Here is a 21,789-nt window from a genome sequence, read left to right on the forward strand (position 1 = left end):
AACGACAATTTACAATTGTTCATGCCATTATCACGAAATCATGGCAATGTCTGCGAGTTCCGGATATGTAAACACTGAGAATCATAATGAAAAATCGCGTGCATCGACGGGGAAATACGATCAGCGGCGCAGTGGAAATAGCCAATGGTGCGAATAGGCGCCGCAAACCCTTTAGGTCGACGTCCGGCGCAAGCGCGAAACGCGGCACGCTCCTGGCCCTCTCGGTGCTCGCAATCGATATCGCCACGATGTTCCCACGGTCAGCGTGGGCGTTGGATATCACGGTGAACAGCCAGGCGGATATCGTCAACGCCATCAACCAGATCAACGCGTCGACCGACAGCAGTTCAACGATCCGTTTAGGCAGCAGTTTCCAGGTCACAAGCACCTTGCCGACAGCCACTCGGCCCGTCACGCTCGATACGCAAGGTTTCACGTTGACCGGCTCGCTTTTTACGTGGGCGGGCGCGTCGTTGAGCTTTTCGGGAACGCTGCAAGGCATCGCCGGGGGTGGAACCGCGGGGGGCGCGGGGATACAACTGAATGGCGTTTCCGCCACGACATCAGCCGTCAATAGCGCGTTGCTGAAAGGCGGCGCGGCCACGACTGGGACGGGCGGAACGGGTTTGATTTTGAATGCTGCAACGTTGACGAACAACGCAACGATTGGCGGTGGCGACGCAGCGACACTTGGATCGGGCAGCGGAGGCAGCGGCGTCTCGATCGAACGGAGCGGGACGCTAATCAACAACGCGATCATTCAGGGCGGGAATTCGAACGGCTCCAGCGACGCGAACGGCACAGGCGTCGCTTACACTGTGGGTGGCGGCACCCTCATCAACAACAGCAACGGGACCATCCGTGGCGGTTCCGATCTAACCGGCGCCAACGTCGGCGGCGCAGGCATCCTCGTGCGCACCGGCGCTTCACCGATCGTCAACGCCGGAACGATCGCCGGTGGAAACGGCGCCGCGGCCATTACGTCCAATGCCGCCTTCAGCGTCGTCAATAGCGGCACCATTCAAGCCGGCAGCGGCCAAGCCAATGCGATCCAGTTCACGGGCGGGACCGGCGGCCTCACGCTCGAGGTGCAAGCCGGTTCGGTCATCGTAGGCAATGTCGTCGCGAATACCGCGTCGACGTCCAACGTCTTTCGCTTAGGCGGAAGCACCAACGCTTCCTTCGATATATCGTCCATCGGCGCGAGCGCACAGTATCGAAACTTCAACACATTCCAGAAGACCGGCACGGGAATCTGGGCATTGACGGGTGCGGGCACGGCCTCCACCCCCTGGACGATTACCCAAGGGACGCTGCAGATCGGCAACGGCGGCACGAGCGGCAGCACCCTCGGCAACATCACGAACAACGCAGCGCTCGCGTTCAATCGCAGCGATACGTTTTCCTTCGACAATCTCGTCTCCGGCACGGGCTCGGTCAATCAAGTCGGCTCGGGTACGACGATCATGACCGGCGCCAATACCTACGCCGGCGGCACCAATGTGATCGCCGGCTCGCTCGCGGTCGGCGATGCGGCCCATGCCAATGCCTCGATCGGCTCGGGGCTAGCCAGCGTCGCCGCGGGCGCCATGCTCGGCGGCTACGGCACCGTCGCGGGCTCAGTCAACAACAGCGGCACCGTAGCGGCAGCCAACGCGTTCGCGGCGTTCGCCTCCGGCAGCACGGGCGCGCTGCGTATCGGCGGCGATCTGAGCAACGCGGGCACAGTCAATCTCGCCGCGGCCTCGGGCCAAATCGGCAACGTGCTCAATGTCGGCGGCAACTACGTAGGTCAGAACGGCTTGGTCGTGCTGAACACGCTGCTCAATCAGGGCGGCCCCGCATCGCAAAGCGACCGCCTCGTGATTGGCGGCAACGCAAGCGGAACAACGGCCATCAAGCTGAATCAGTCAGGCTCGGGTGTGTTGACCGCGGGCGACGGCATTGAAGTGGTGCAAGTCGCCGGCACGTCGGCGGCCAACAGCTTCAAGTTGGCAGGACCGGTTCAAGCCGGTGCGTATCAGTACCTGCTGTATCAAGGCGGTACGACCGATGCGAACGACTGGTATCTGCGCTCGCAACTCGTTGCCCAAGCAACGACCGGCGCTTCCGCACCGGCGTCTACGCCCTCGACGATAGCGACGCCCGCACCGATCGCCTACCGTCCTGCCGTGATCGGCTATGCGATGACGCCGCTGCTGAACGTCGACTACGGCTTCAGCGTCGTCGGCCGCTTGCAAGAACGCGCGAACGACATCGCCAGCGCGCAGTCGTCACAATCGGCCAACATGAACGGCGTCTGGGGCCGCATCGGCGGACAAAGCGTCGACGCCAATGCAAGCGATCGATTCTCCGCCGACGAGCGCACGTTCTTCGCGCAGTTCGGCAAGGATTGGACGCTCTCGCGCGGCGCCAACGGCGGCAGCACGTATGCGGGCGCGATGCTGACGTTCGGTTCGACCTCGGCCTCGTTCAGCGACAGCGCTCGAAGCGTGACCGGATCGGACACGACCGGCACCGTCGAAACGCAGGCGCAATCGATCGGCGGCTACTGGACCAAGTATTTGCCAGACGGAAGCTATTTCGACGGCGTGGGGCAACTGACGCACTACCAAAACCGATACGGCGACATCTTCGGCGGCAGCGGCAGCCAGCAGGGCTTCGGCGCAAGCGCATCCGGCGAGGTGGGCAAGCCGTTCGCGATCGGTTCGACGAGCATGGCGATCGAACCGCAAGCACAATTGCTCTATCAATATCTGCACTTGAACGCCTTCGACGACGCTATCTCGCCGATTAGCGCGAACACCAGCAACGCCTTGCGCGGGCGCCTCGGGTTCAAGCTTTTTTGGGCCAATCTAAGCAACGATTCGAAGACATCGACCGCGACGCCCTACTTCACGGCCGATGTGCTGCATGACTTCTTCTCCCCGGGGCAGGTCGTGGTCGGTGGTACGCCCCTGACCAATGCCTTGGCCAAGACTTGGTACGACATCGGCGTCGGCATGAGCGGCACGTTCGGCAAGCACTCCGAGGTGCACGTCAACGTAAAGTACGAGCACAGCATGGGCGGCGCCTATCGGCGCAACGTATTTGGTCAGGCGGGGTATCGGTTTAGCTGGTAGCGCAAAGAGGCTGAGCCTGCACCGAGTCGGGCAACGATGTCGAACGTAAAACGGCTTGCTTCGCCGCAACGAGAGCAAGCCGCCTTCGCATCGATACCTCCGCCACCGGTCACTGGCAGTCTCGCCTTGTCATTGACCAGCTAGGCGTTTCTCAACTGCTCTCCCACGGGCAGCTTGCGCAATCGCTTACCCGTCGCCGCATAGATCGCATTCGTCACCGCGGGCGCGAGCGCCGCCGTGCCCGGCTCGCCAATGCCACCCGGCGCCTCCGCGCTCTGCACGATATGCACCTCGATCCGCGGCGTTTCGTTCATCCGCAGCACGCGATAGTCGGTGAAGTTCGTTTGCTCGACGCGGCCGTTCTTCAACGTGATCTCGCCGTATAGCGCCGCGCTGATCCCGAATACGACGCCGCCTTCGATCTGCGCCTCGATCGTTTTCGGGTTGACGGTCATCCCGCAATCAACCGCGCAAACGACCCGTTTCACAGTTACCTGCCCCTGAGGATCTACGGCCACGTGCGCCACCATCGACAGGTAGCTGCCGAAGGCGTGCATCACCGACACGCCGCGGCCCTCTCCCTTCGGCAGCGGATCGCCCCAGCCGCTGGCCTGCGTGGCGACCTCCAAGACATTCAGCGCGCGAGCAGACTTCTCGCGCAGCAAATCGCGACGATACTGCACGGGGTCGATGCGCGCTTGCGCCGCAAGTTCGTCGACGAAGCTCTCGACGACAAACGTCCCGCGCGTCGCACCCACGCCGCGCCAGAACGCCGTCGGCACCGTCCGCGGTTCTTGGCGTACGTAGTCGACGAGCTGATTCGGTATCGCGTACGGCAATTCGGAGGCGACTTCGACCGCATCCGCGTCCACCCCGTTCTTCAGCGACCCAGGGACGAAGCGGGCCAGAATGGAAGAGCCGACGATCCGGTGCTGCCACGCGACCGGCCTACCGTGTTCGTCGAGTCCGGCCGAGATGCGGTCGTAGTAATACGGCCGATACATGTCGTGCTGGATGTCTTCCTCGCGGGTCCAAAATACTTTGACGGGCGCATCGACCTGTTTGCCGATTTCGAGCGCCTGCTCGATCATGTCCACTTCGAGCCGCCGCCCAAAGCCTCCACCGATCAAATGGTTATGCAACGTGATCTTGTCCGCCGGCAAGCCCGTGACTTTTTGTCCGGCCTGCGCGGCGAAACCGGGTACTTGGGTGCCCACCCAAATGTCGCAAGCGTCACGCCGCACGTGCACCGTGCAGTTCATCGGCTCCATCGTCGCATGGGCAAGAAACGGCTGCTCGTACACCGCATCGACGCGTTGTTTCGCGCTGCCGAACGCTTTCCCGATATCCCCTTCCCGATGCGCAACCGCGCCGTCCTTATTCGCTGCCGCGGCCAAGTCGTCGACGATGTCTTTCGTCGATAGCGTCGCGCCCTCACCTTCGTTCCACTTGATATCGAGTGCCGAAGCGCCGCTTTTCGCCGCCCACGTATGGTCGCCCACTACGGCGACGGCATGGCTCAGCTTGACGATCTGCCTCACGCCCGGAATCTTCCTTGCATTCGTGTCGTCGACGCTAGCCAATGTGCCGCCGAGCACCGGGCAATGGACGATGGCGGCATAGCGCATGCCGGGCAAATGCGTGTCGAAGCCGAATCTCGCGGACCCATCCACCTTTTGCGGCGAATCGAGCCGGTTCGTCGGCTTTCCGACAAGTGTGAATTGCGCCGGGCTTTTGAGCTTGACCTCGGTTGGCGCGGGCAGCTTCGCGGCCGAATCGACGAGCTCGCCATATCCGATGCGGCGCCCCGTCGGCGTATGAATCACGGCGCCCGCCTGCGCCCGGCACGTCGAGGGATCGACCTTCCACTGTTGCGCGGCGGCAGTGACGAGCAGCACGCGCGCCGTGGCCCCAGCCTGCCGCATCGGCTGCCAGGCGTAGCGGATCGAGGTCGAACCGCCCGTGAGTTGTCCACCGCCCAGCAAGGGATCGCCGTATAGCTTCGCATTGGGTGGAGCATGATCGAGCGCGACACGCTCGAGCGGCACCTCCAGCTCTTCGGCGATGAGCATCGGGATCGACGTATACACGCCCTGCCCCATCTCGACCTTCGGCATGATCAATGTCACGCCGCCGTGACGATCGATCCGGATGAACGCGTTCGGCGCCAACACGCCTGCCCGCGGCATGGGTTCGGTGTCGCCGATTTTCACGCCGCGCGCGGCGTTGCGGCCTTTCTGCTGCGCGGCGGCAGGCACACTGAAGCCGAGCAGCAAGCCGCCGCCCGCCGCGGCGCCCAGCGTCATGCCGTACTTAAGGAATGTGCGTCGCGATGAATCCGCTAGGCCGGCGCGCTCCGTTTCTTGAACGACCGCGCGGCTTGCACGTCCCGCCTCGAGAAGACCTTGTGACATGTCAGGCCTCCGCTGCGTGTTTGATGGCCGCATGAATGCGGTTGTACGTCCCGCACCGGCAGATGTTGCCCGACATCGCGGCGTCGATGTCGGCATCGCTCGGGTGAGGATTCGTCGCGAGCAACGAAGCGGCCGACATCACCTGCCCCGATTGGCAATAGCCGCACTGCACGACGTCGAGCGCGCGCCACGCTTCCTGAACCTTGCGGCCAGTGGGCGTTTCGCCGACCGCCTCGATCGTCGTGATCTTTTTGCCGACGACGGCCGCGACCGGCAAGACACAAGAACGAACGGCCGCGCCGTCCAAATGCACCGTGCATGCCCCGCATTGCGCGATGCCGCAGCCGAATTTGGTGCCCGTCAATCCAACGAGATCGCGAAGCACCCACAGCAACGGCATGTCATCGGGCGCGTCCACGGTGTGGGTCTTGCCATTGATCGTCAGCGTCGTCATCTATGATCCGCCTATTTATTGTCGAAGTGAATTGAGATCAATTACGAAGCGGTACTTTACGTCACTCTTCAACATCCTTTCATAAGCCTGGTTGATGCTCTGCATGGGAATGATTTCAATCTCCGACGTAATCCCATGCTCGCCGCAGAAATCGAGCATTTCCTGCGTTTCGGCAATGCCGCCGATGAGCGATCCGGCAAGCCGGCGGCGCTTGAAAATCAAGTTGCCCACTTGCGGCGACGGGTGATCGAATTCCGGTACGCCCACGAGCGTCATCGTGCCGTCGCGCTTGAGCAATTGAATGAACGGATTGAGGTCGTGTTGCGCCGCCACCGTATTGATGATCAAGTCGAACGTATTCGCATGCGCCTGCATTTGCGACTCGTCTTTCGAAATCACGACTTCATGCGCACCGAGGCGTTTCGCATCTTCGACCTTCGATTGCGACGTCGTGAACAACACGACGTGCGCGCCCATCGCGCGGGCGAGCTTCACGCCCATGTGCCCAAGGCCGCCCAAGCCGACGATTCCCACCTTCTTGCCCGGTCCCGCGCCCCATTGGCGCAGCGGCGAATAGGTCGTGATGCCCGCGCACAGAAGCGGTGCCGTACCGGCCGGATCGAGGTTCGCCGGCACGCGCAGGACGAACGCTTCGTCTACGACGACGCTCGTCGAGTAGCCGCCGTACGTCGTTTCGCCCGTTTGGCGGTCGACGCCGTTGTAGGTGCCGACAAAACCGTTTTCGCAATACTGCTCGAGGCCTTCCGCGCAGCTCGCGCAGGTGCGGCACGAGTCGACGAGGCAGCCCACGCCCACCAGGTCGCCCGCTTTGTAGCGCGTCACGGCGGGGCCCACCTTCGTCACCCGGCCGACGATCTCGTGGCCGGGGACCACGGGGTACATCGTGTTGCGCCATTCGTTGCGCGCTTGATGCAAGTCGGAGTGGCAGACGCCGCAAAATTGCACATCGATCTGCACATCGTGCTCGCGCAGGTCGCGGCGTTGAATATCGAACGGAACAAGAGGAGAATCGGCGTCCTTCGCTGCGTATCCGTGGGTCGTGTACATGAGGTATGGCTCCTGCAAAACGCGGCTCTCCGGCGTGGAGCTGCGTAGGAGCACATGGTAGGAATCGAGGCGGCCCTAAGGAATGCCTGAATCTATCGAACGTTTGCCTTTTTCTCTCGGCCGCCAGCGAGAAAGTCGAATCGGCGCTATATTTCGAGCCCGATTCTCCTGATTGCGTGCTCGACGGCCATGTCCACTCTTGCCTCGACCTCCTCTTTCGTCAGCCCCGCGCAAGCGCGCATGGTAGAACTCCTGGCGACGCTCGCGCCCGCCGAGGGCTTCACCCAGTCGGCGCTTGACGGCGTGAAGTTCATGCGGACGAACGTGTCGATACCTCGCGTGCCGGTCATGTACGAGCCGTGCATCGTCATCGTCGCGCAAGGGCGCAAACGCGGCTTTCTCGGCAGCCAGGCTTTTATCTACGATGCGCAGCACTATCTCGTGCTGTCCGTGCCGCTGCCGTTCGAATGCGAAACCGAAGCGACATTCGACGAGCCCATGCTGGCTATTTCGATCCGGATCGATCTGGGCGTCATCGCCGAGATTCTCATGACGCTCAACGATACGCGCGGACCGATCGACAGCGAGCCGCGCGCCGTCTACGCAACGCCGCTCGACCGCACGCTGAGCGACGCGGTGCTGCGGCTGCTCGAATCGTTGGCTTCGCCGCACGATGCCAGCATTCTCGGCCCCGCTATCGTGCGCGAGATCTGCTATCGCGTGTTGACGGGCTCGCAAGGCGACATGATTCGCGCGGCGCTGACCCATCAGGATCATTTCGGCAGAATTTCAAAGGCCTTACGTCGCATTCACACGGATTTTGCCCATGAGCTAGACGTGCCGACGCTCGCGCGCGAAGCCGGCATGAGCTTGGCCGTTTTCCATGCGCAGTTCAAAGCGGTAACCGAAACTTCGCCCATGCAGTACGTGAAGACGACACGCCTGCATCACGCGCGGCTGCTGATGGTGCAGAACGGGCTGAACGTCAGCGCGGCCGCAACGCGCGTGGGCTATGAAAGCGCCTCGCAGTTCAGCCGGGAATTCAAGCGGCTCTTCGGCGTGAGCCCGGTGGACGACGTCAAGCGCATGCGTGGCGACGAAGCCCCGCCGCCGCGCGCACGCCTAGCCCCTTCAGGCTGCGTCATATCCGATTGACGAGGCGCGCGCCGCCAAAGCGCCGCGCCCTGCTCCGTTCAGTTACCGCGTTGCGTCTCCGAATCGATACTCGTGCGTGAGTTCGTCCAGCTTAGCTTTCAATTGCCGATCGAACTTCAGTTCCACGGCCGCCAGCGTATCGGTCAACTGCTCGGGCCGGCTCGCACCGAGGATGGCCGATGTGACCGTATCGTTGGCGAGCACCCAGGCGACCGCGGCCGTGGGAAGCGACATTCCGGCGTCGGCCGTCAGCTTCTTGAGCGCTTCGATGGTCGCGAATTCGCGCTCGTGCCAATAGCGCGCCTGATACAGTTCGCCGGCCGTGCCGACTGTGAAGCGGCCTTCGGGGGGCGGCGCATCGGCCCGATGTTTGCCGGTCAGCAACCCGCCCGCGAGCGGATTGTAGGGCAGCACGGCAAGACCCTCCTCTTTCGCGAGCGGCAGCAGCTCGCGCTCGATCTGGCGAAATAGGAGGTTGTACCGGGGCTGAACGGAGACGAAGCGCGTCGTGCGCAGCGCATCGGCGCGGCCGAGCGCTCGGGCAAGGCGGTAGGCCAAAAAGTTCGACACGCCGATATAGCGGGCACGTCCCGAACGGACAATGACATCGAGCGCTTCCAGCGTTTCGTCGAGCGGCGTCTCTCGGTCGTCGGAGTGCAATTGGTAAAGGTCGACGTAATCGGTGCCGAGGCGCCGCAACGAAGCGTCGATCGCATCGAGCAAATGCTTGCGCGAGGCGCCTTGGTCCCAGGGCGACGGCCCCATTTTTCCGACGGCCTTCGTCGCGAGAACGAAACGCTCTCGCTTTCCCTTGAGCCAGCGGCCGACGATCTCCTCGGTGCGGCCGACGCGCGCCTCGCCGCCGCCGAGCGGATAGACGTTCGCCGTATCGAAGAACGTGACCCCGGCATCGGCCGCCCTGTCCATGATTCGGACCGACGTGGCCTCTTCGATCTGAAAGCCGAACGTCATCGTCCCCAGGCACACGCGCGAAACGCTGAGCCCCGTCGCGCCGAACTTGCGATATTCCATCCATTCCCCCGATGCGTGCCGCATTGCGCGGCAAAGGCATCAGGATAAACCCTCTTTCGAAAATCGGCGCTCGGGCCCGCAAGCCAGACTGGCCTTTCGTCAGAGCCTTCATATCATCGGATCAATTCAGGGTCGGTCCAATGGCGTGAATCAGCCGGTAATCGCAGCCTTATTCGGCCGATCGCCCATGACTGCGACGCCGTATTCTGAACGGGTCGCAGAGGGTGCTGCGCACGGTCAGCACCGCCGTCTTACCTGGATCGATCATGCAGAAACCCGCTTTTCCGACGAACGAAGCTGCTCGCATCGCGCTACTGCACTCGCTCAACGTTCTCGACACCGCCCCGGAAGAGCGCTTCGATCGGCTGACTCGGCTGGCCAAGCACATGTTCCGCGTGCCCATTTCGGTGGTGTCGCTCGTCGACAGCGACCGCCAATGGTTCAAGTCCTGCGACGGGGTGCGCACGAACCAAACGCCGCGCGACGTGTCGTTCTGCGGCCATACGATTCTCGACGGCGAGCTGTTCGTCATCGAAGACGCCAGTGCCGATTCGCGGTTCGCCGACAACCCGCTCGTCACCGGCGATCCGCACGTTCGCTTTTACGCTGGCTACCCGCTGACGCTGCACGGCGATATCCGCATCGGCGCGTTCTGCCTCGTCGACACGAAACCGCGCGCCTTGAACGAGGTCGAGCGCGGCATGCTGCGCGATCTGGGGCGCATTGCCGAGCGCGAACTCGAAATGCTCGAACTGGCGGCGACCGACGATCTGACCGGTCTGTCGAATCGGCGCGGCTTCGAAGCGCTTGCGCTGCATTCTCTCAAGCTATGCAAACGCGCCCAATCGAGCGCGTCATTGCTATTCTTCGATCTGGACGGATTCAAACGCATCAACGATGTGTTCGGCCATGCGGAAGGCGATCGCGCCATCACCGGGTTCGCCGACGTGTTACGCGCGTCCCTGCGCGAAACCGACTTGCTCGCGCGGCTCGGCGGCGACGAATTCGTCGCACTCGTCGTGGGGGCCGACGCCGGTTCCGAAGCACGCGTGATCGAGCGCGTTCGCTTAGGCGTCGAACGCTACAACCAGTTGCACAAGCGCGGCTATGACTTGCGCTTCAGCGTGGGACTGGCGCCGTACGACCTGTCGGCCCAATCGTCGGTGGCCGATCTGATCGACGTAGCCGATCACGCCATGTACATCAACAAGCGCGCCGGCAAGGCGGCGCGCGCCCTCGAACGGCAGCAGCTCGCCCGCGAGATCGCGGAAGCAAACGTCTAGTCCGGTCGCCCGCCATGCCGGACGGCGAACTCCGTGAGCGCGCCTGATTTATTTTTTATTATCGAATGCCCATTCACGGAACTTGGCTGACCCAGTCAATCTTTCCAATATTTATTTTCGACGGGAATCAATTACCTAAAAAAATCGACATACCCATCTTCACGCCCTACAAATTAACGTAGGAAACCACCGATCACCTCTAATCGAAAATAAAAATGGTGAAAGGAAGTTGACACGTCGCGGCGTACACCCCTAATCTCTCTTGCATCGTCGAACCTCCGCGCAGGCAAACCGCCGCGAGCGCGACTGTTTCGCCAAAGCGGCGCACCGGCGATCCTCTCGAAAGACAGGCCTGTCCTATCCTGTCGTTTCGGTTTAACGCATTTTATTAGCAGTCCTAAATAGCTATGAACCGATAGGTTTCAGTGAGAACTGAGCCGCGGGTGACGCACGCCCGTCGTCAGCGAGTATTCAAATGCTCGCATGGTATCGCTATGCCTTTCTTCGAGATAGCAGGGAAAAGAAGTTCATACCGAAAATGAACTAAACAATTTCCATCAGAGGGTTGAAAATGCGTATCCCATTGAATGCAAAATTGCACTGCATTTCACTTGCCGCCGCATTGGCCTTGGCCGGATGCGGGGGTGGCGACGGCACATCCGGATCGAGCGCCCGAGCGGGCGCGGCCACGCCAGGCGGCGGCACGTCGGCCACGCCGATGGTGACGGCGCCCTCGGGCCCCGTCGCGGCGGCGCCCGGCATCGACAAGACGGTGCCGCCCGTCGAGATGCCGGACACGGTCGTGCCGATCAACTACAAGCTCTGGTTCCGGCCGAATACGGCTTTGAATGCATTCGACGGCCGCGCCGACGTTCAAATCAAAGTGCGCAAGCCCGTCAACGCGATCGTGGTGGCCGCGCATCGGCTGTCGTTCACGAACGGCGCGCTGACCTTGCAGCCGGGCAATATTCCCCTGATCGCCACGCCGCAAGACGACGGCGATTACTATCAGCTGCGTCCCGCGAGCGGCCAGATCGCCGCGGGCACCTATTCGCTGCACATGGAGTGGAAAGGCATCATCAACTTCAAGACGTACGACGATCCGGCGACGAAAACCGGCGGCAGTTGCGGCAACGATAACTATCCGGGCTGCTCGGCCGCCGAAGGCGTGTTCCGCGTGGACTTGAAATCGCCGGAAGGCAAGACGAGCGGCGCCATCCTCACGCAGGGCGAGTCGGATCTCGCGCGGCAATGGTTCCCTGGTTGGGACGAGCCCGCGTTCCGTCCCACCTATGAAGTGAGCGCCGACGTGCCGCAAAACTGGCGCGTCGTCTCCAACGCCGCCGAGACGGACGAGGTCAACGTCGATCAGGGCTACAAGCGCGTGAGCTTCGAGAAGACGCCGCCGATGCCCTCATATCTGCTGTTTTTTGGCGGCGGTCAATTCGACGTGCTCGAAGACGACTTCTCGAGCCCCCTGCCTGACGGCAAAGGCCTGCATCTGCGCATCTTCACGCCGCCGGGCATGAAGGACTGGGCCAAGCCCGCGATGCAGGAGACGAAGCAAGCGCTCGACTTCTACTACCGCTACACCGGCATCCCGCTGCCGCTCAAAAAATTCGACACGATCGCGGCGAACGACGCGTTCAAGGCCGAGAAGGACTTGAACTTCGGCGGCATGGAGAACTGGGGCGCCATTCTCGAGTTTGCCGACGACATCGTGCCGCCGCCCGGCACCCCGCTGTCGAACTACGGTGTCACGGTGCTGACGCACGAAGCCGCGCACCAATGGTTCGGCGATCTCGTCACGCTCGATTGGTGGGACGACGTGTGGCTCAACGAATCGTTCGCGACGTTCTTCGAGAACAAGACGAAGATCGCCTTCTTCCCCGATCGGTTCAGTTGGGAAGGCGAAGTCAAGAACAAGTATCGGATCATCAACGCGGATCTGGCTTCAACCTCGTACCCCGTTCAGCCGAACTTCAACGCCTGGGCGTCGAACGATTTCGTCATCAACGCGGCGAACTTCGTCTACGACAAGGGCGGTCAAGTGCTGAAAATGATGGAAGGCTATATGGGCGACGACGTGATGCGCAAAGGCCTGCAGCAATACTTGGCCGACTATGCGCTCGGCAACGCCACGCCGAAGCGGCTATGGGACGAACTGGCGAAAGCCAGCGGCCAGCCGATGAACGCGATCGGCGACAGCTTCGTGCGGCAAACGGGCGTGCCGCTCGTCTCCCTCGAAACGCAGTGCGATTTGACGAGCGACGAAACGGTGGTCTCGTTGAAACAGCAAGCGTTCCCGAACAAAAACGCATATCCGGGCACGCAGTGGACGATTCCGCTCACGCTCGCTTACGGCAACGAGCTGGCCAACCGCAAGATGATCGCGATGAAGGATACGAGCATGCAGGTGCGGTTGCCGGGCTGCGGCGCGGTGCTGGCGGATCCGAGCGGGCAGGACTATTACGTCGTGAATTACGGCGACAACGCCTGGGGGCAATTGCTCGGTCAAAGCAATGCGCTGCAAGATCCGCCGCGGCTGACGAACCTGAAGCTCGAGGCGCATCTGCTCGTGAGCGCGGGGTTGGCCGATCCGTCGCGCGAAACGAGCATCGGCTCGCTCTCGCTCGCACCGACGGTGGCGGCCCGCATGCAGCGCCTCGATATGACGCCGCAGCAATCGATCGTGCGTCGCTTGCCGTTCTATCAAGGGCAACTCAAGGCTCGGCCGCAGCCGAAGGCTGACTCCAGCGCCAAGTAATCGGTGAAGCGGCGCTCGCCGCGTGCCCGAGCGAAGCGCTCAGCACGTGGCGCGCGCCGCCATCGTTTCCTGCGCGGCGCGCCATGCCTCGTAATCGGCGCGAGTCCAATCGAGTTCCAACCCGATTCGTCGGGTTCCCTCTCGAATCTTCGGCTTGTGCAACGCAAGCGTGAGCGTATCGAGCGCCGCCCATTCCGAAAAGGACAGCGCGGCAATCTCGACGGCCAACGTTTCAAGCAGACGCGTATGCGGCTTGTCGGCGAGGAACGTCGTGACCTGCTGACAGTAGCGTTCGTAGTCGATCCATCCGTCGACCGCTTCCGCGGGCATGCACCGATAGCCGAGACGTGCATCGACGATTACGCGCTGCGGCGCGACATATTCGTGCGCGTGGATGCCCACACGCGTGTGGGCGATCAATCCGTCGACGAACACATGCCAGCCACGGCCGCGACGCGCGGCGGCCGCTTCGTGCAGCAGCGCATCGCGAACGGTGAACGGCTCGGCCGGCTTCACGATACGATCGGCGCGGCCGCGTCGAGCATGATGCGGCAGAAGTAATCGGCGAAGCTGCGTCGCACCACGAGATCGAACGCATCGTAAGCCGTGGGGATCAACACGATCGACGCCTTGAAAAAATGGCTCTGCGCGCACTGCCCGGGCTGCAGCACTTTCGGATGCAGATCGAGCGGACACCCTCGCGAGATGACGTCGCGCACGCGTTCGCCGCTGGCCTCGAGCACCGTATAGCCGCTGCCGACGTCGACCGCCGATGCGAACAACGTGCCGAACGCCGTGCGCAGCTTCCCTTCGAGTTCCGGTGTGCGTGCTTCGTTCGAGCGCACGAGCCATTCATCCGGGCCGAGCCACAGCACGTCGTACGCCGGACCCTGAGCGATCGTGTTCGGCTTGGTGGGCAATCGGGCGCCGACGACATCCTGCACGGCCGCGACGAACGCGGGGTCGCCGGCGTCGCCACGCACGTTCACGAGTTCGAGAAAAGGGCGCTCGCGCAGGCGGAACAGCTTCGACTGCAATGCCTGATTCGCGTCGAGCAACCCTTGGGCGCCGACGAGCGGAGACTCGACGCGCGTACGAACGCCGGCTGCGGCCGCATTCTTCCTATTTTCATTCCACATGCTGACGCACTCCTTCGACGTCGTAGAAGACGGGGCTGGCAATCGTCGCCGCCATCGATTTGCCGTTCAGATCGATCGACACTTTTTCGCCCATCTTGCCTAGGCCGCCCTTGACGACGGCCATTGCGATCGAACGCTTCAAGATCGGGCTGTAGTAGCTGGAGGTCACATGGCCGAGCATCGGCACCGGCTGGTCAGCCACCTGGTTCGCCGCAGGCCCCTTGACGCCGAGTGCGGTGATCTGGCTGCCCTCGGGCAAGACGAACGAAGGATCGTCGGTCAAGAGTCCCACCAATTGCTTGCGTCCTTCCTTCGCCGTGTCCGAGCGCGTCAGCGACCGCTTGCCGAGGCAATCCTTCGTCTTCGCGACAAGCCCGCCCATGCCGAGGTCGAACGGCGTCATCGAGCCGTCGGTGTCCTGGCCGACGATGATGTACCCCTTCTCCGCACGCAGTACGTGCATGGTTTCCGTGCCGTAAGGCGTGATGTCGAATTCGGCGCCCGCGGCCATCAACGCTTCCCATACGGCGCGGCCCGCGTTGGCCGGCACGTTCACTTCATAGGCGAGCTCGCCCGAGAAGCTGATCCGCATCACGCGCGCGGGCACATCGGCCACCGTCCCTTCGCGGAACGTCATGAACGGGAACGCTTCGTTCGAAAAGTCGATGTCGCGGCAGACCTTGCGCAGCACCTTGCGGCTATTGGGGCCCACAACCGCGAACGTCGCGAAATGGTCGGTTACGGAGGTCATCCGCACCTTCATGTCGGGCCACTCCGTCTGCAGCCAGCGCTCGAGCCAGGTCAACACGCGCGCTGCACCGCCCGTCGTCGTCGACATCAGGTAGTGCTGCTCGCCCAGGCGCACCGTGACGCCATCGTCGAACACCATGCCGTTCTCGTCGAGCATGAGTCCATAGCGGCACTTGCCCACTTCGAGTTTCGACCACGGGTTCGTATAGACCCAGTTCAGCAGCTTCGCCGCGTCCGGGCCTTGCACGTCGATCTTGCCGAGCGTCGACGCGTCCATGATGCCCACGCTCGTCCGCACCGCCAGACATTCGCGCGCGACGGCGGCGTGCAAATCTTCGTTGCCTTTGGGGAAGTACCAGGGGCGCTTCCAGTTGCCCACGTCTTCGAACAACGCGCCGTTCTCGACGTGCCATTCGTGAATGCAGGTTTTACGGATCGGATCGATGAAATCGCCGATCTCGCGCCCCGCGATCGCGCCGAACGTCACCGGCGTGTAGTTCGGCCGGAAGGTCGTCGTGCCCGTCTCGGGAATCGACTTGCCGAGCGCTTGGGCAAGAATGCCCATGCCGTTGATGTTGCCGAGCTTGCCTTGATCCGTGCCGAAGCCCATCGCCGTGTAGCGCTTGACGTGCTCGACCGATTCGAAGCCTTCTCGCGCGGCCAACAGAATGTCGGCGGCCGACACGTCGTTTTGGAAATCGACGAATTGCTTCGGCCCACGCGACGCCGCGGCATGGCTGCCCACGAGCCAGAGCGGCAGGATCGGGGCTTCCTTGATGTCGGCCACTTGCGGCGACGCCGGCCGCGTCGCGCCCTTCAAGCCGATCGAATGCGCGGCTTCGACACCCGCATCGATCGCCAAACGCAAGCCGCGGGCCAGGCTGAATTCTCCCGCCGCCGCGCCGACGCTTACTTCTGCCTGCATGCCCTTGCCGGGCACGAAGCAAGCCTTCTCGTCGTGCCAATGCGCCTTGCCGCCCGATTGCGCGAACAAGTGCAGCACGGGGCTCCATCCGCCCGACATCGCCACGAGATCGCAGGACAAGGTGGCGGTTTTAGCGCCGACCGCACCCTTGGCGTACGCGCACACCTCGACCGAGGCCACGCGACGTTTGCCGTTTGCCTGCGTCACGACGGCGCCGTTCATCACGACGACGCCATGGCGACGCGCGGCGGCGGGCAGCGAACCGTCGCTCTGCGCACGCGGATCGACCACGGTGACCTTCGCGCCGGCGGCCTTCAAGTCCAGCGCGGATTGATAGCCGTCGTCGTTGTTCGTGAAAACCACCGCCTCCCTGCCCGGCAGCACGCCGTAGCGTTGGATATACGTTGACACGGCCGATGCGAGCATGATCCCGGGCAGATCGTTGTTGCCGAACACGAGCGGCCGCTCGTGCGCGCCGGTGGCGAGAATCACGCGCTTGGCGCGGATCTTCCAGATGAGCTCGCGCGTGCCCTTGCGCATCGAAACCGGTAGATGATCGGTCAAACGCTGCACGACCGTCACGAGGTTATGGTCCTGGTAGCCGAACGCCGTGGCGCGCGACAGAATCTTGACGTCGGGCATGCTCGCCAGCGCCTGCTCCGTCTTCTCGACCCACTGGAGGGCGCTCTTGCCGTCGATCTGAGCGCGGCACGAAAGCAGCGAGCCGCCCAGTTCGCGCTGATCGTCGACGAGCACGACACGCGCGCCCGCGCTGCCTGCCGCGTGCGCGGCGGCGAGTCCCGCCGGCCCGCCGCCGATGACGAGCACGTCGCAGTGCGCGAAGCACTTGTCATAACGGTCGGCGTCGCGCGTATCGGGCGCTTTGCCCAGACCGGCCGCCTCGCGAATCTTCTCTTCGTACTTCGGCCACCACTTGCGCGGCCACATGAACGTTTTGTAGTAAAAGCCGGCCGGAATGAAGCGGGCGATCTTTTGGTTGACGGCCAGACGGTCGTTCTCGAGCGACGGCTCGGCGTTGACGCTCGTCGCGACCAAGCCTTGATACAGCTCGATTTCGGTCGCTCGCGCGTTCGGCACCGTATAGGCGCCGCTTTCGAGCTGAACGACCGCATTGGGCTCTTCGACGCCCGCGGCCACGATGCCGCGCGGCCGGTGGTACTTCCAGCTTCGGGCAACGAAATACACGCCGTTGGCAAGCAGCGCCGAGGCGAGCGTGTCGCCCTGATAGCCCTGATAGGTTTTCCCGTTGAACGAGAACGTGAGCGGAATCGCGCGATTGACGCGGCCGCCCGCGCCCAGGCGGTTCGATTGATTGCTCATGATTATTTGTCCCCGAACGTGTCGTAGCCTTGGATCGCGTACGAAACCGTATCGCGCGTGGCGATGAACCAGCGCCGGCAGCCTTGCGTGTGCAGCCACTGTTCGCGATGCACGCCACGCGGATTCTTACGCATGAAGAGGTAATCGCCCCACTCGCGGTCGGTCAGTTTCTCGGGCTCGAGCGGACGGGCGATGTCGGCTTCGCCCCCGCAGGAGAATTCGCTTTCGGCGCGCGGCCCGCACCAAGGGCATTCGATCAGCAGCATGTCGTTCTCCACACAGCGTGTGTGCTTGAATGGTTGTTTAGTGCGCGACGGCGGCGGCGCCGTGCTCGTCGATGAGATGGCCCGTATAGAATCGGTCCAGCGAGAACGGCGCATTGAGCGGGTGCGGCGCGTCGTTCGCGATCGTGTGCGCGAACACCCAGCCGGAACCGGGCGTGGCCTTGAAGCCCCCCGTACCCCATCCGCAGTTGAAGTAAAGGCCCTTCACGTCGGTCTTGCTGATGATCGGGCAGGCGTCGGGCGAAACGTCGACGATGCCGCCCCACTGCCGGTTCATGCGCACTCGCGAGAACACGGGGAACATTTCCACGATGGCCTCGAGCGTGCCTTCGATCACGTGGAAGCTGCCGCGCTGGCCGAAGCCCGTGTATTGATCGATGCCGGCGCCGATGACGAGGTCGCCCTTGTCGGATTGGCTGATGTACGCATGCACCGCGTTCGACATCACCACGGTATTGACGACAGGCTTGATGGGCTCCGAGACGAGCGCTTGGAGCGGGTGGCTTTCGAGCGGCAAGCGCACGCCGGCCATATCGGCCAGCGTCGTCGTATTGCCGGCCGCGACCACGGCGACCTTCTTGGCCTTGATGAAGCCCTTCGTCGTATCCACGCCGACCACCGTGTCGCCATTGCGGCGAATGCCCGTCACTTGGCAGTTCTGGATGATGTCGACGCCGTGCGCATCGGCGCCGCGCGCGAAGCCCCAGGCCACCGCATCGTGCCGCGCCACACCGCCGCGTCGCTGGAACGATGCGCCGAGTACCGGGTAGCGTGCGTTCAAGTTGATCGTCGGCTCGATTTCCTTGATTTGCTCGGGCGTCAGGAACTCGGCGTCGACGCCGTTGAGCCGGTTCGCATTCACGCGCCGCTGCGTGTCGCGCACGTCCTGCAGCGTGTGCGCGAGGTTCATCACGCCGCGCTGGCTGAACATCACGTTGTAGTTGACGTCCTGCGACAGCCCTTCCCAAAGCTTCATCGCTTTTTCGTACAGCGCGGCCGATTCGTCCCACAGATAGTTCGAGCGAATGATGGTCGTGTTGCGCGCCGTGTTGCCGCCGCCGATCCACCCTTTTTCGAGCACGGCGATGTTGCGCACGCCGTGTTCCTTGGCGAGGTAATAGGCCGTGGCGAGCCCGTGGCCGCCTCCGCCGACGATCACGACGTCGTACTCGCGCTTCGGTTCCGGGCTGCGCCATTGGCGTTCCCAGTTCTCGTGGTACGACAAACCGTTGCGTACCAGACTGAATATTGAAAAGCGGCTCATAGCGGTGGGTGTCCCGAAGGGTCGGTTAGCATTCGATGACGTTCACGGCCAACCCGCCGCGAGACGTCTCCTTGTATTTGGTCTTCATGTCGGCGCCGGTTTCGCGCATCGTCTTGATGACCGAGTCGAGCGACACGTAGTGCTGCCCGTCGCCCTTGAGCGCCATGCGCGATGCGTTCAGCGCCTTGATTGCGCCCATCGCGTTGCGCTCGATGCAGGGAATCTGCACGAGGCCGCCCACGGGGTCGCACGTCATGCCGAGGTTGTGCTCCATCCCGATCTCGGCGGCGTTTTCGACCTGACGCGGCGTGCCGCCCATGACGGCCGCGAGCGCCGCCGCGGCCATCGAGCAGGCCACGCCCACTTCGCCTTGGCAACCCACTTCGGCGCCCGAGATCGAAGCCGTTTCCTTGTAGATGATGCCGATCGCCGCGGCCGTCAGCAGAAAGTCGACGATGCCGTTCTCGTTCGCTCCCGGCACGAACTTGACGTAGTAATGCAGCACGGCCGGAATGACGCCCGCCGCGCCGTTCGTCGGCGCCGTGACGATGCGCCCGCCCGCCGCGTTCTCCTCGTTCACCGCCATGGCGTAGAGGTTGACCCAGTCGAGCATGGACAGCGGATCGCGCAGCGATTCCTCGGAACGTGCGCGCAGGTTCTTTGCAAGTTCCGCCGCGCGGCGCTTGACGCGCATGGGCCCCGGAAGCTCGCCCTCGGTGCGGCAGCCGCGCTCGACGCAGGCGGCCATCGTGCGCCAAATGGCCAGCAAACCTTCTCTCACCTCGGCCGGGGAACGCGAAGCGCATTCGTTTTCGAACGCCACTTGCGCGATCGACAAACCGCTGTCGTTGCACGCACGCATCAGATCCGCACCCGTGCGGAACGGATGCGGTACCTCGGCGCCCGCACGCACGCCGTTGACGCGGTCGCCCTCCCGGTTGACGACGAAACCGCCGCCCACGGAGTAATACTCTTTTTCGACGAGCAATTGCCCGTGTTCGTCGAAGGCTTGAAAGCGCATGCCGTTCGGATGGACGATCGTCGTGCCGCTCATCATCTTGCGGAAGAAGGAGATATCCTCCTTTTCCTCGAAGCGGATCTCGGTGCTGCCCATCAGCTTCAGGGATTTCCCCGATCGAATCGCGGCCAGCCGCGGCTCGATCAAGTCGGGATCGATCGTATCGGGAAGGTTGCCTTCGAGGCCCAGCAACACGGCCTTGTCGGTGCCGTGGCCCTTGCCGGTCGCGCCGAGCGAGCCATAGAGCTCGGCTTTGATGCGACGCACATAAGCGAGCAGGTTGGCATCCTCGACATGCTGCACGAAGCGGCACGCGGCAATCATCGGCCCGACGGTATGCGAGCTGGAGGGGCCGACGCCGATCTTGAACAGATCGAAGACGCTCACGTTCATGTGTCTGCCTCGCAAGTAAGTGTTCGTGGGGGACATCCTGGGGCGGCGCACGCACCGCCACCCATGGACGCCAGTACACCAAAGCGTAAAATCCACCGATAGAACAAAAACGGCATCGCCGTGGGATGCCGTCGCCAAACGTCCGGCCGCTGGGCGGCCACGTGCGTTTCCACTATGATTCGCGGCGGAAAAACACAAACGAGCGCGGTCGCTATCGGCGACGCTGGACGTATGCATCACCGGTTGCACCCCTATTCTTCTTTCGCATGAACGCCGTCGATCCCTCACCGCTGGTTTCCCCCGCCCCCGCTTCGCGCGAACGCATTCGCTTCGGGATCGTGCTGCTGCCGAATTTCACGCTGACTGCGTTTTCCGGCTTCGTCGACATGCTGCGGCTTTCGGCAGACGACAGCGATTTCAGCAAGCCGGTTCGCTGCGCGTGGAGCGTCGTAGGCAAGACCCTCTCGCCCGTGCGGGCCAGCTGCGGCATTCAGATCACTCCATGGGAAACCTTCGACGAGGCCGAGCCGTTCGATTACGTCGTCGTCGTAGGGGGCTTGCTGCACTCCGGGCCGCAAGCCGACGATGAAACGCTTGCTTTCGTTCGCCGCGCGGCAACCGCGGGGGCGACGATCGTCGGGATCTGTACCGGCGTGTTCTCGCTCATGCGGGCGGGCGTACTCGACGGCTACCGGGTGTGCGTGAGCTGGTTTCACTACTGGGATTTCATCGAGCGCTTTCCGTCGACGAATGCCGACATGCTCGTGGCGGATCGCCTTTTCGTCATCGATCGACGCCGGATTACGTGCTCCGGCGGACGCGCTTCGATCGACGTGGCCGCCGCAATTTTGTTGCGGCATTTCGATCACGCGACGGTGCAAAAAGCGCTACGGATTCTGCTCGTCGGCGAGATGCAGAAAGGCAATGCGCCACAGCCGCATCCGCCGGGGTTGGAGCCGGCGACGCACCCGAAAATCAAGCGGGCGATTCTGTTGATGGAACAGCATGTGGGGCGGGCGTTGCCGTTGGAGGAACTCGCTTGCAAGCTCGATCTTTCGCCGCGTCAGTTGGAGCGCTTGTTCAAAGCGCAGACGGGCAAGACGCCGCAGACGTTCGCCAAGCACGTGCGCCTGCGGACGGCTGCCTGGCTGCTGACGAGTTCGGATCGATCCGTGGCCGATATCGCATCGAGCTGCGGGTTCTCCGATGCGTCGCATCTGGGCAGGGAATTCCGCAAGCAATACGGCATGCCGCCGGTGGCGTTCCGAGAACAACGCACCGGCAGCGAATCGGAAGACAAAGAGTACGAAGCGTATTTTTCGGCGTCGGGGGCGATGTCTTGACCTCGCCCCACTGCCGGCCGAACTCGGCCGGCCCACG

At 63.0% G+C, this 21,789-nt stretch carries 15 protein-coding genes; 5 read left to right on the forward strand and 10 right to left on the reverse strand.

All coding sequences use genetic code 11. The features are described from left to right. Positions 1–248: 248 nt before the first annotated feature. Positions 249–3,122 (forward strand): autotransporter family protein, encoded by a 2,874-nt coding sequence (locus tag ACTHNR_RS05115; protein ID WP_440546449.1) that lies wholly within the window; start codon positions 249–251, stop codon positions 3,120–3,122. 140 nt (positions 3,123–3,262) lie between these two features. On the opposite strand, the gene ACTHNR_RS05120 is transcribed toward ACTHNR_RS05115, so the two are convergent. The 3 genes from ACTHNR_RS05120 to ACTHNR_RS05130 are packed head-to-tail and all read right to left on the reverse strand — an operon-like array spanning position 3,263 to position 7,058. Beyond that, positions 3,263–5,536 (reverse strand): molybdopterin cofactor-binding domain-containing protein, encoded by a 2,274-nt coding sequence (locus ACTHNR_RS05120; RefSeq protein ID WP_440546450.1) that lies wholly within the window; start codon positions 5,534–5,536, stop codon positions 3,263–3,265. Position 5,537: 1 nt separating this feature from the next. Beyond that, entirely contained in the window at positions 5,538–5,990 is a 453-nt protein-coding gene (locus ACTHNR_RS05125; RefSeq protein ID WP_440546451.1) for a (2Fe-2S)-binding protein, read from the reverse strand. 15 nt (positions 5,991–6,005) lie between these two features. Next, positions 6,006–7,058: an NAD(P)-dependent alcohol dehydrogenase gene (locus ACTHNR_RS05130; protein WP_440546453.1), complete on the reverse strand. Its 1,053-nt coding sequence runs from the start codon at positions 7,056–7,058 to the stop codon at positions 6,006–6,008. Positions 7,059–7,247: 189 nt separating this feature from the next. Here ACTHNR_RS05130 and ACTHNR_RS05135 point away from each other — a divergent pair, with 189 nt between their 5' ends. Further along, a complete protein-coding gene (locus ACTHNR_RS05135) occupies positions 7,248–8,213 on the forward strand; it encodes an AraC family transcriptional regulator (RefSeq protein WP_440546454.1) in 966 nt (321 codons plus the stop codon). A gap of 42 nt (positions 8,214–8,255) precedes the next feature. Here the strand turns inward: ACTHNR_RS05135 and ACTHNR_RS05140 are convergent, their stop codons facing one another. Continuing rightward, positions 8,256–9,245 carry an aldo/keto reductase gene (locus ACTHNR_RS05140; RefSeq protein ID WP_440546455.1) on the reverse strand — a complete coding sequence of 330 codons (990 nt, stop codon included), beginning with the start codon at positions 9,243–9,245 and terminating at the stop codon, positions 8,256–8,258. Positions 9,246–9,511: 266 nt separating this feature from the next. Here ACTHNR_RS05140 and ACTHNR_RS05145 point away from each other — a divergent pair, with 266 nt between their 5' ends. Beyond that, positions 9,512–10,528 (forward strand): diguanylate cyclase, encoded by a 1,017-nt coding sequence (locus ACTHNR_RS05145; protein ID WP_440546456.1) that lies wholly within the window; start codon positions 9,512–9,514, stop codon positions 10,526–10,528. Between the two features lie 718 nt (positions 10,529–11,246). Beyond that, complete coding sequence (locus tag ACTHNR_RS05150) at positions 11,247–13,295, forward strand: M1 family metallopeptidase (protein WP_440546499.1); 2,049 nt, start codon at positions 11,247–11,249, stop codon at positions 13,293–13,295. Between the two features lie 39 nt (positions 13,296–13,334). On the opposite strand, the gene ACTHNR_RS05155 is transcribed toward ACTHNR_RS05150, so the two are convergent. The 6 genes from ACTHNR_RS05155 to ACTHNR_RS05180 are packed head-to-tail and all read right to left on the reverse strand — an operon-like array spanning position 13,335 to position 20,409. Continuing rightward, positions 13,335–13,811 carry a dihydroneopterin aldolase gene (locus tag ACTHNR_RS05155; RefSeq protein WP_440546458.1) on the reverse strand — a complete coding sequence of 159 codons (477 nt, stop codon included), beginning with the start codon at positions 13,809–13,811 and terminating at the stop codon, positions 13,335–13,337. Beyond that, positions 13,808–14,434, reverse strand: coding sequence for a sarcosine oxidase subunit gamma (locus ACTHNR_RS05160; protein WP_440546459.1), 627 nt, complete (start codon positions 14,432–14,434; stop codon positions 13,808–13,810). Before ACTHNR_RS05160 ends, ACTHNR_RS05155 begins: the two co-directional genes overlap by 4 nt. Beyond that, the gene (locus tag ACTHNR_RS05165) at positions 14,424–17,450 is read right to left on the reverse strand and encodes a sarcosine oxidase subunit alpha family protein (RefSeq protein WP_440546460.1); all 3,027 of its coding nucleotides are present in this window, start codon (positions 17,448–17,450) and stop codon (positions 14,424–14,426) included. Before ACTHNR_RS05165 ends, ACTHNR_RS05160 begins: the two co-directional genes overlap by 11 nt. A 2-nt stretch (positions 17,451–17,452) precedes the next feature. Then, positions 17,453–17,716 carry a sarcosine oxidase subunit delta gene (locus tag ACTHNR_RS05170; RefSeq protein ID WP_440546461.1) on the reverse strand — a complete coding sequence of 88 codons (264 nt, stop codon included), beginning with the start codon at positions 17,714–17,716 and terminating at the stop codon, positions 17,453–17,455. 37 nt (positions 17,717–17,753) lie between these two features. Beyond that, positions 17,754–18,998 (reverse strand): sarcosine oxidase subunit beta family protein, encoded by a 1,245-nt coding sequence (locus ACTHNR_RS05175; RefSeq protein ID WP_440546462.1) that lies wholly within the window; start codon positions 18,996–18,998, stop codon positions 17,754–17,756. A gap of 25 nt (positions 18,999–19,023) precedes the next feature. Next, a complete protein-coding gene (locus tag ACTHNR_RS05180; RefSeq protein WP_440546463.1) occupies positions 19,024–20,409 on the reverse strand; it encodes an L-serine ammonia-lyase in 1,386 nt (461 codons plus the stop codon). A 266-nt stretch (positions 20,410–20,675) separates the two neighbouring features. On the opposite strand from ACTHNR_RS05180, the gene ACTHNR_RS05185 reads away from it, so the two are divergent. Then, positions 20,676–21,752: a GlxA family transcriptional regulator gene (locus ACTHNR_RS05185; RefSeq protein ID WP_440546464.1), complete on the forward strand. Its 1,077-nt coding sequence runs from the start codon at positions 20,676–20,678 to the stop codon at positions 21,750–21,752. The last annotated feature ends 37 nt before the right edge of the window (positions 21,753–21,789 follow it).

This window comes from Trinickia sp. (assembly GCF_051954495.1).
Classification (GTDB): Bacteria; Pseudomonadota; Gammaproteobacteria; order Burkholderiales; family Burkholderiaceae; genus Trinickia.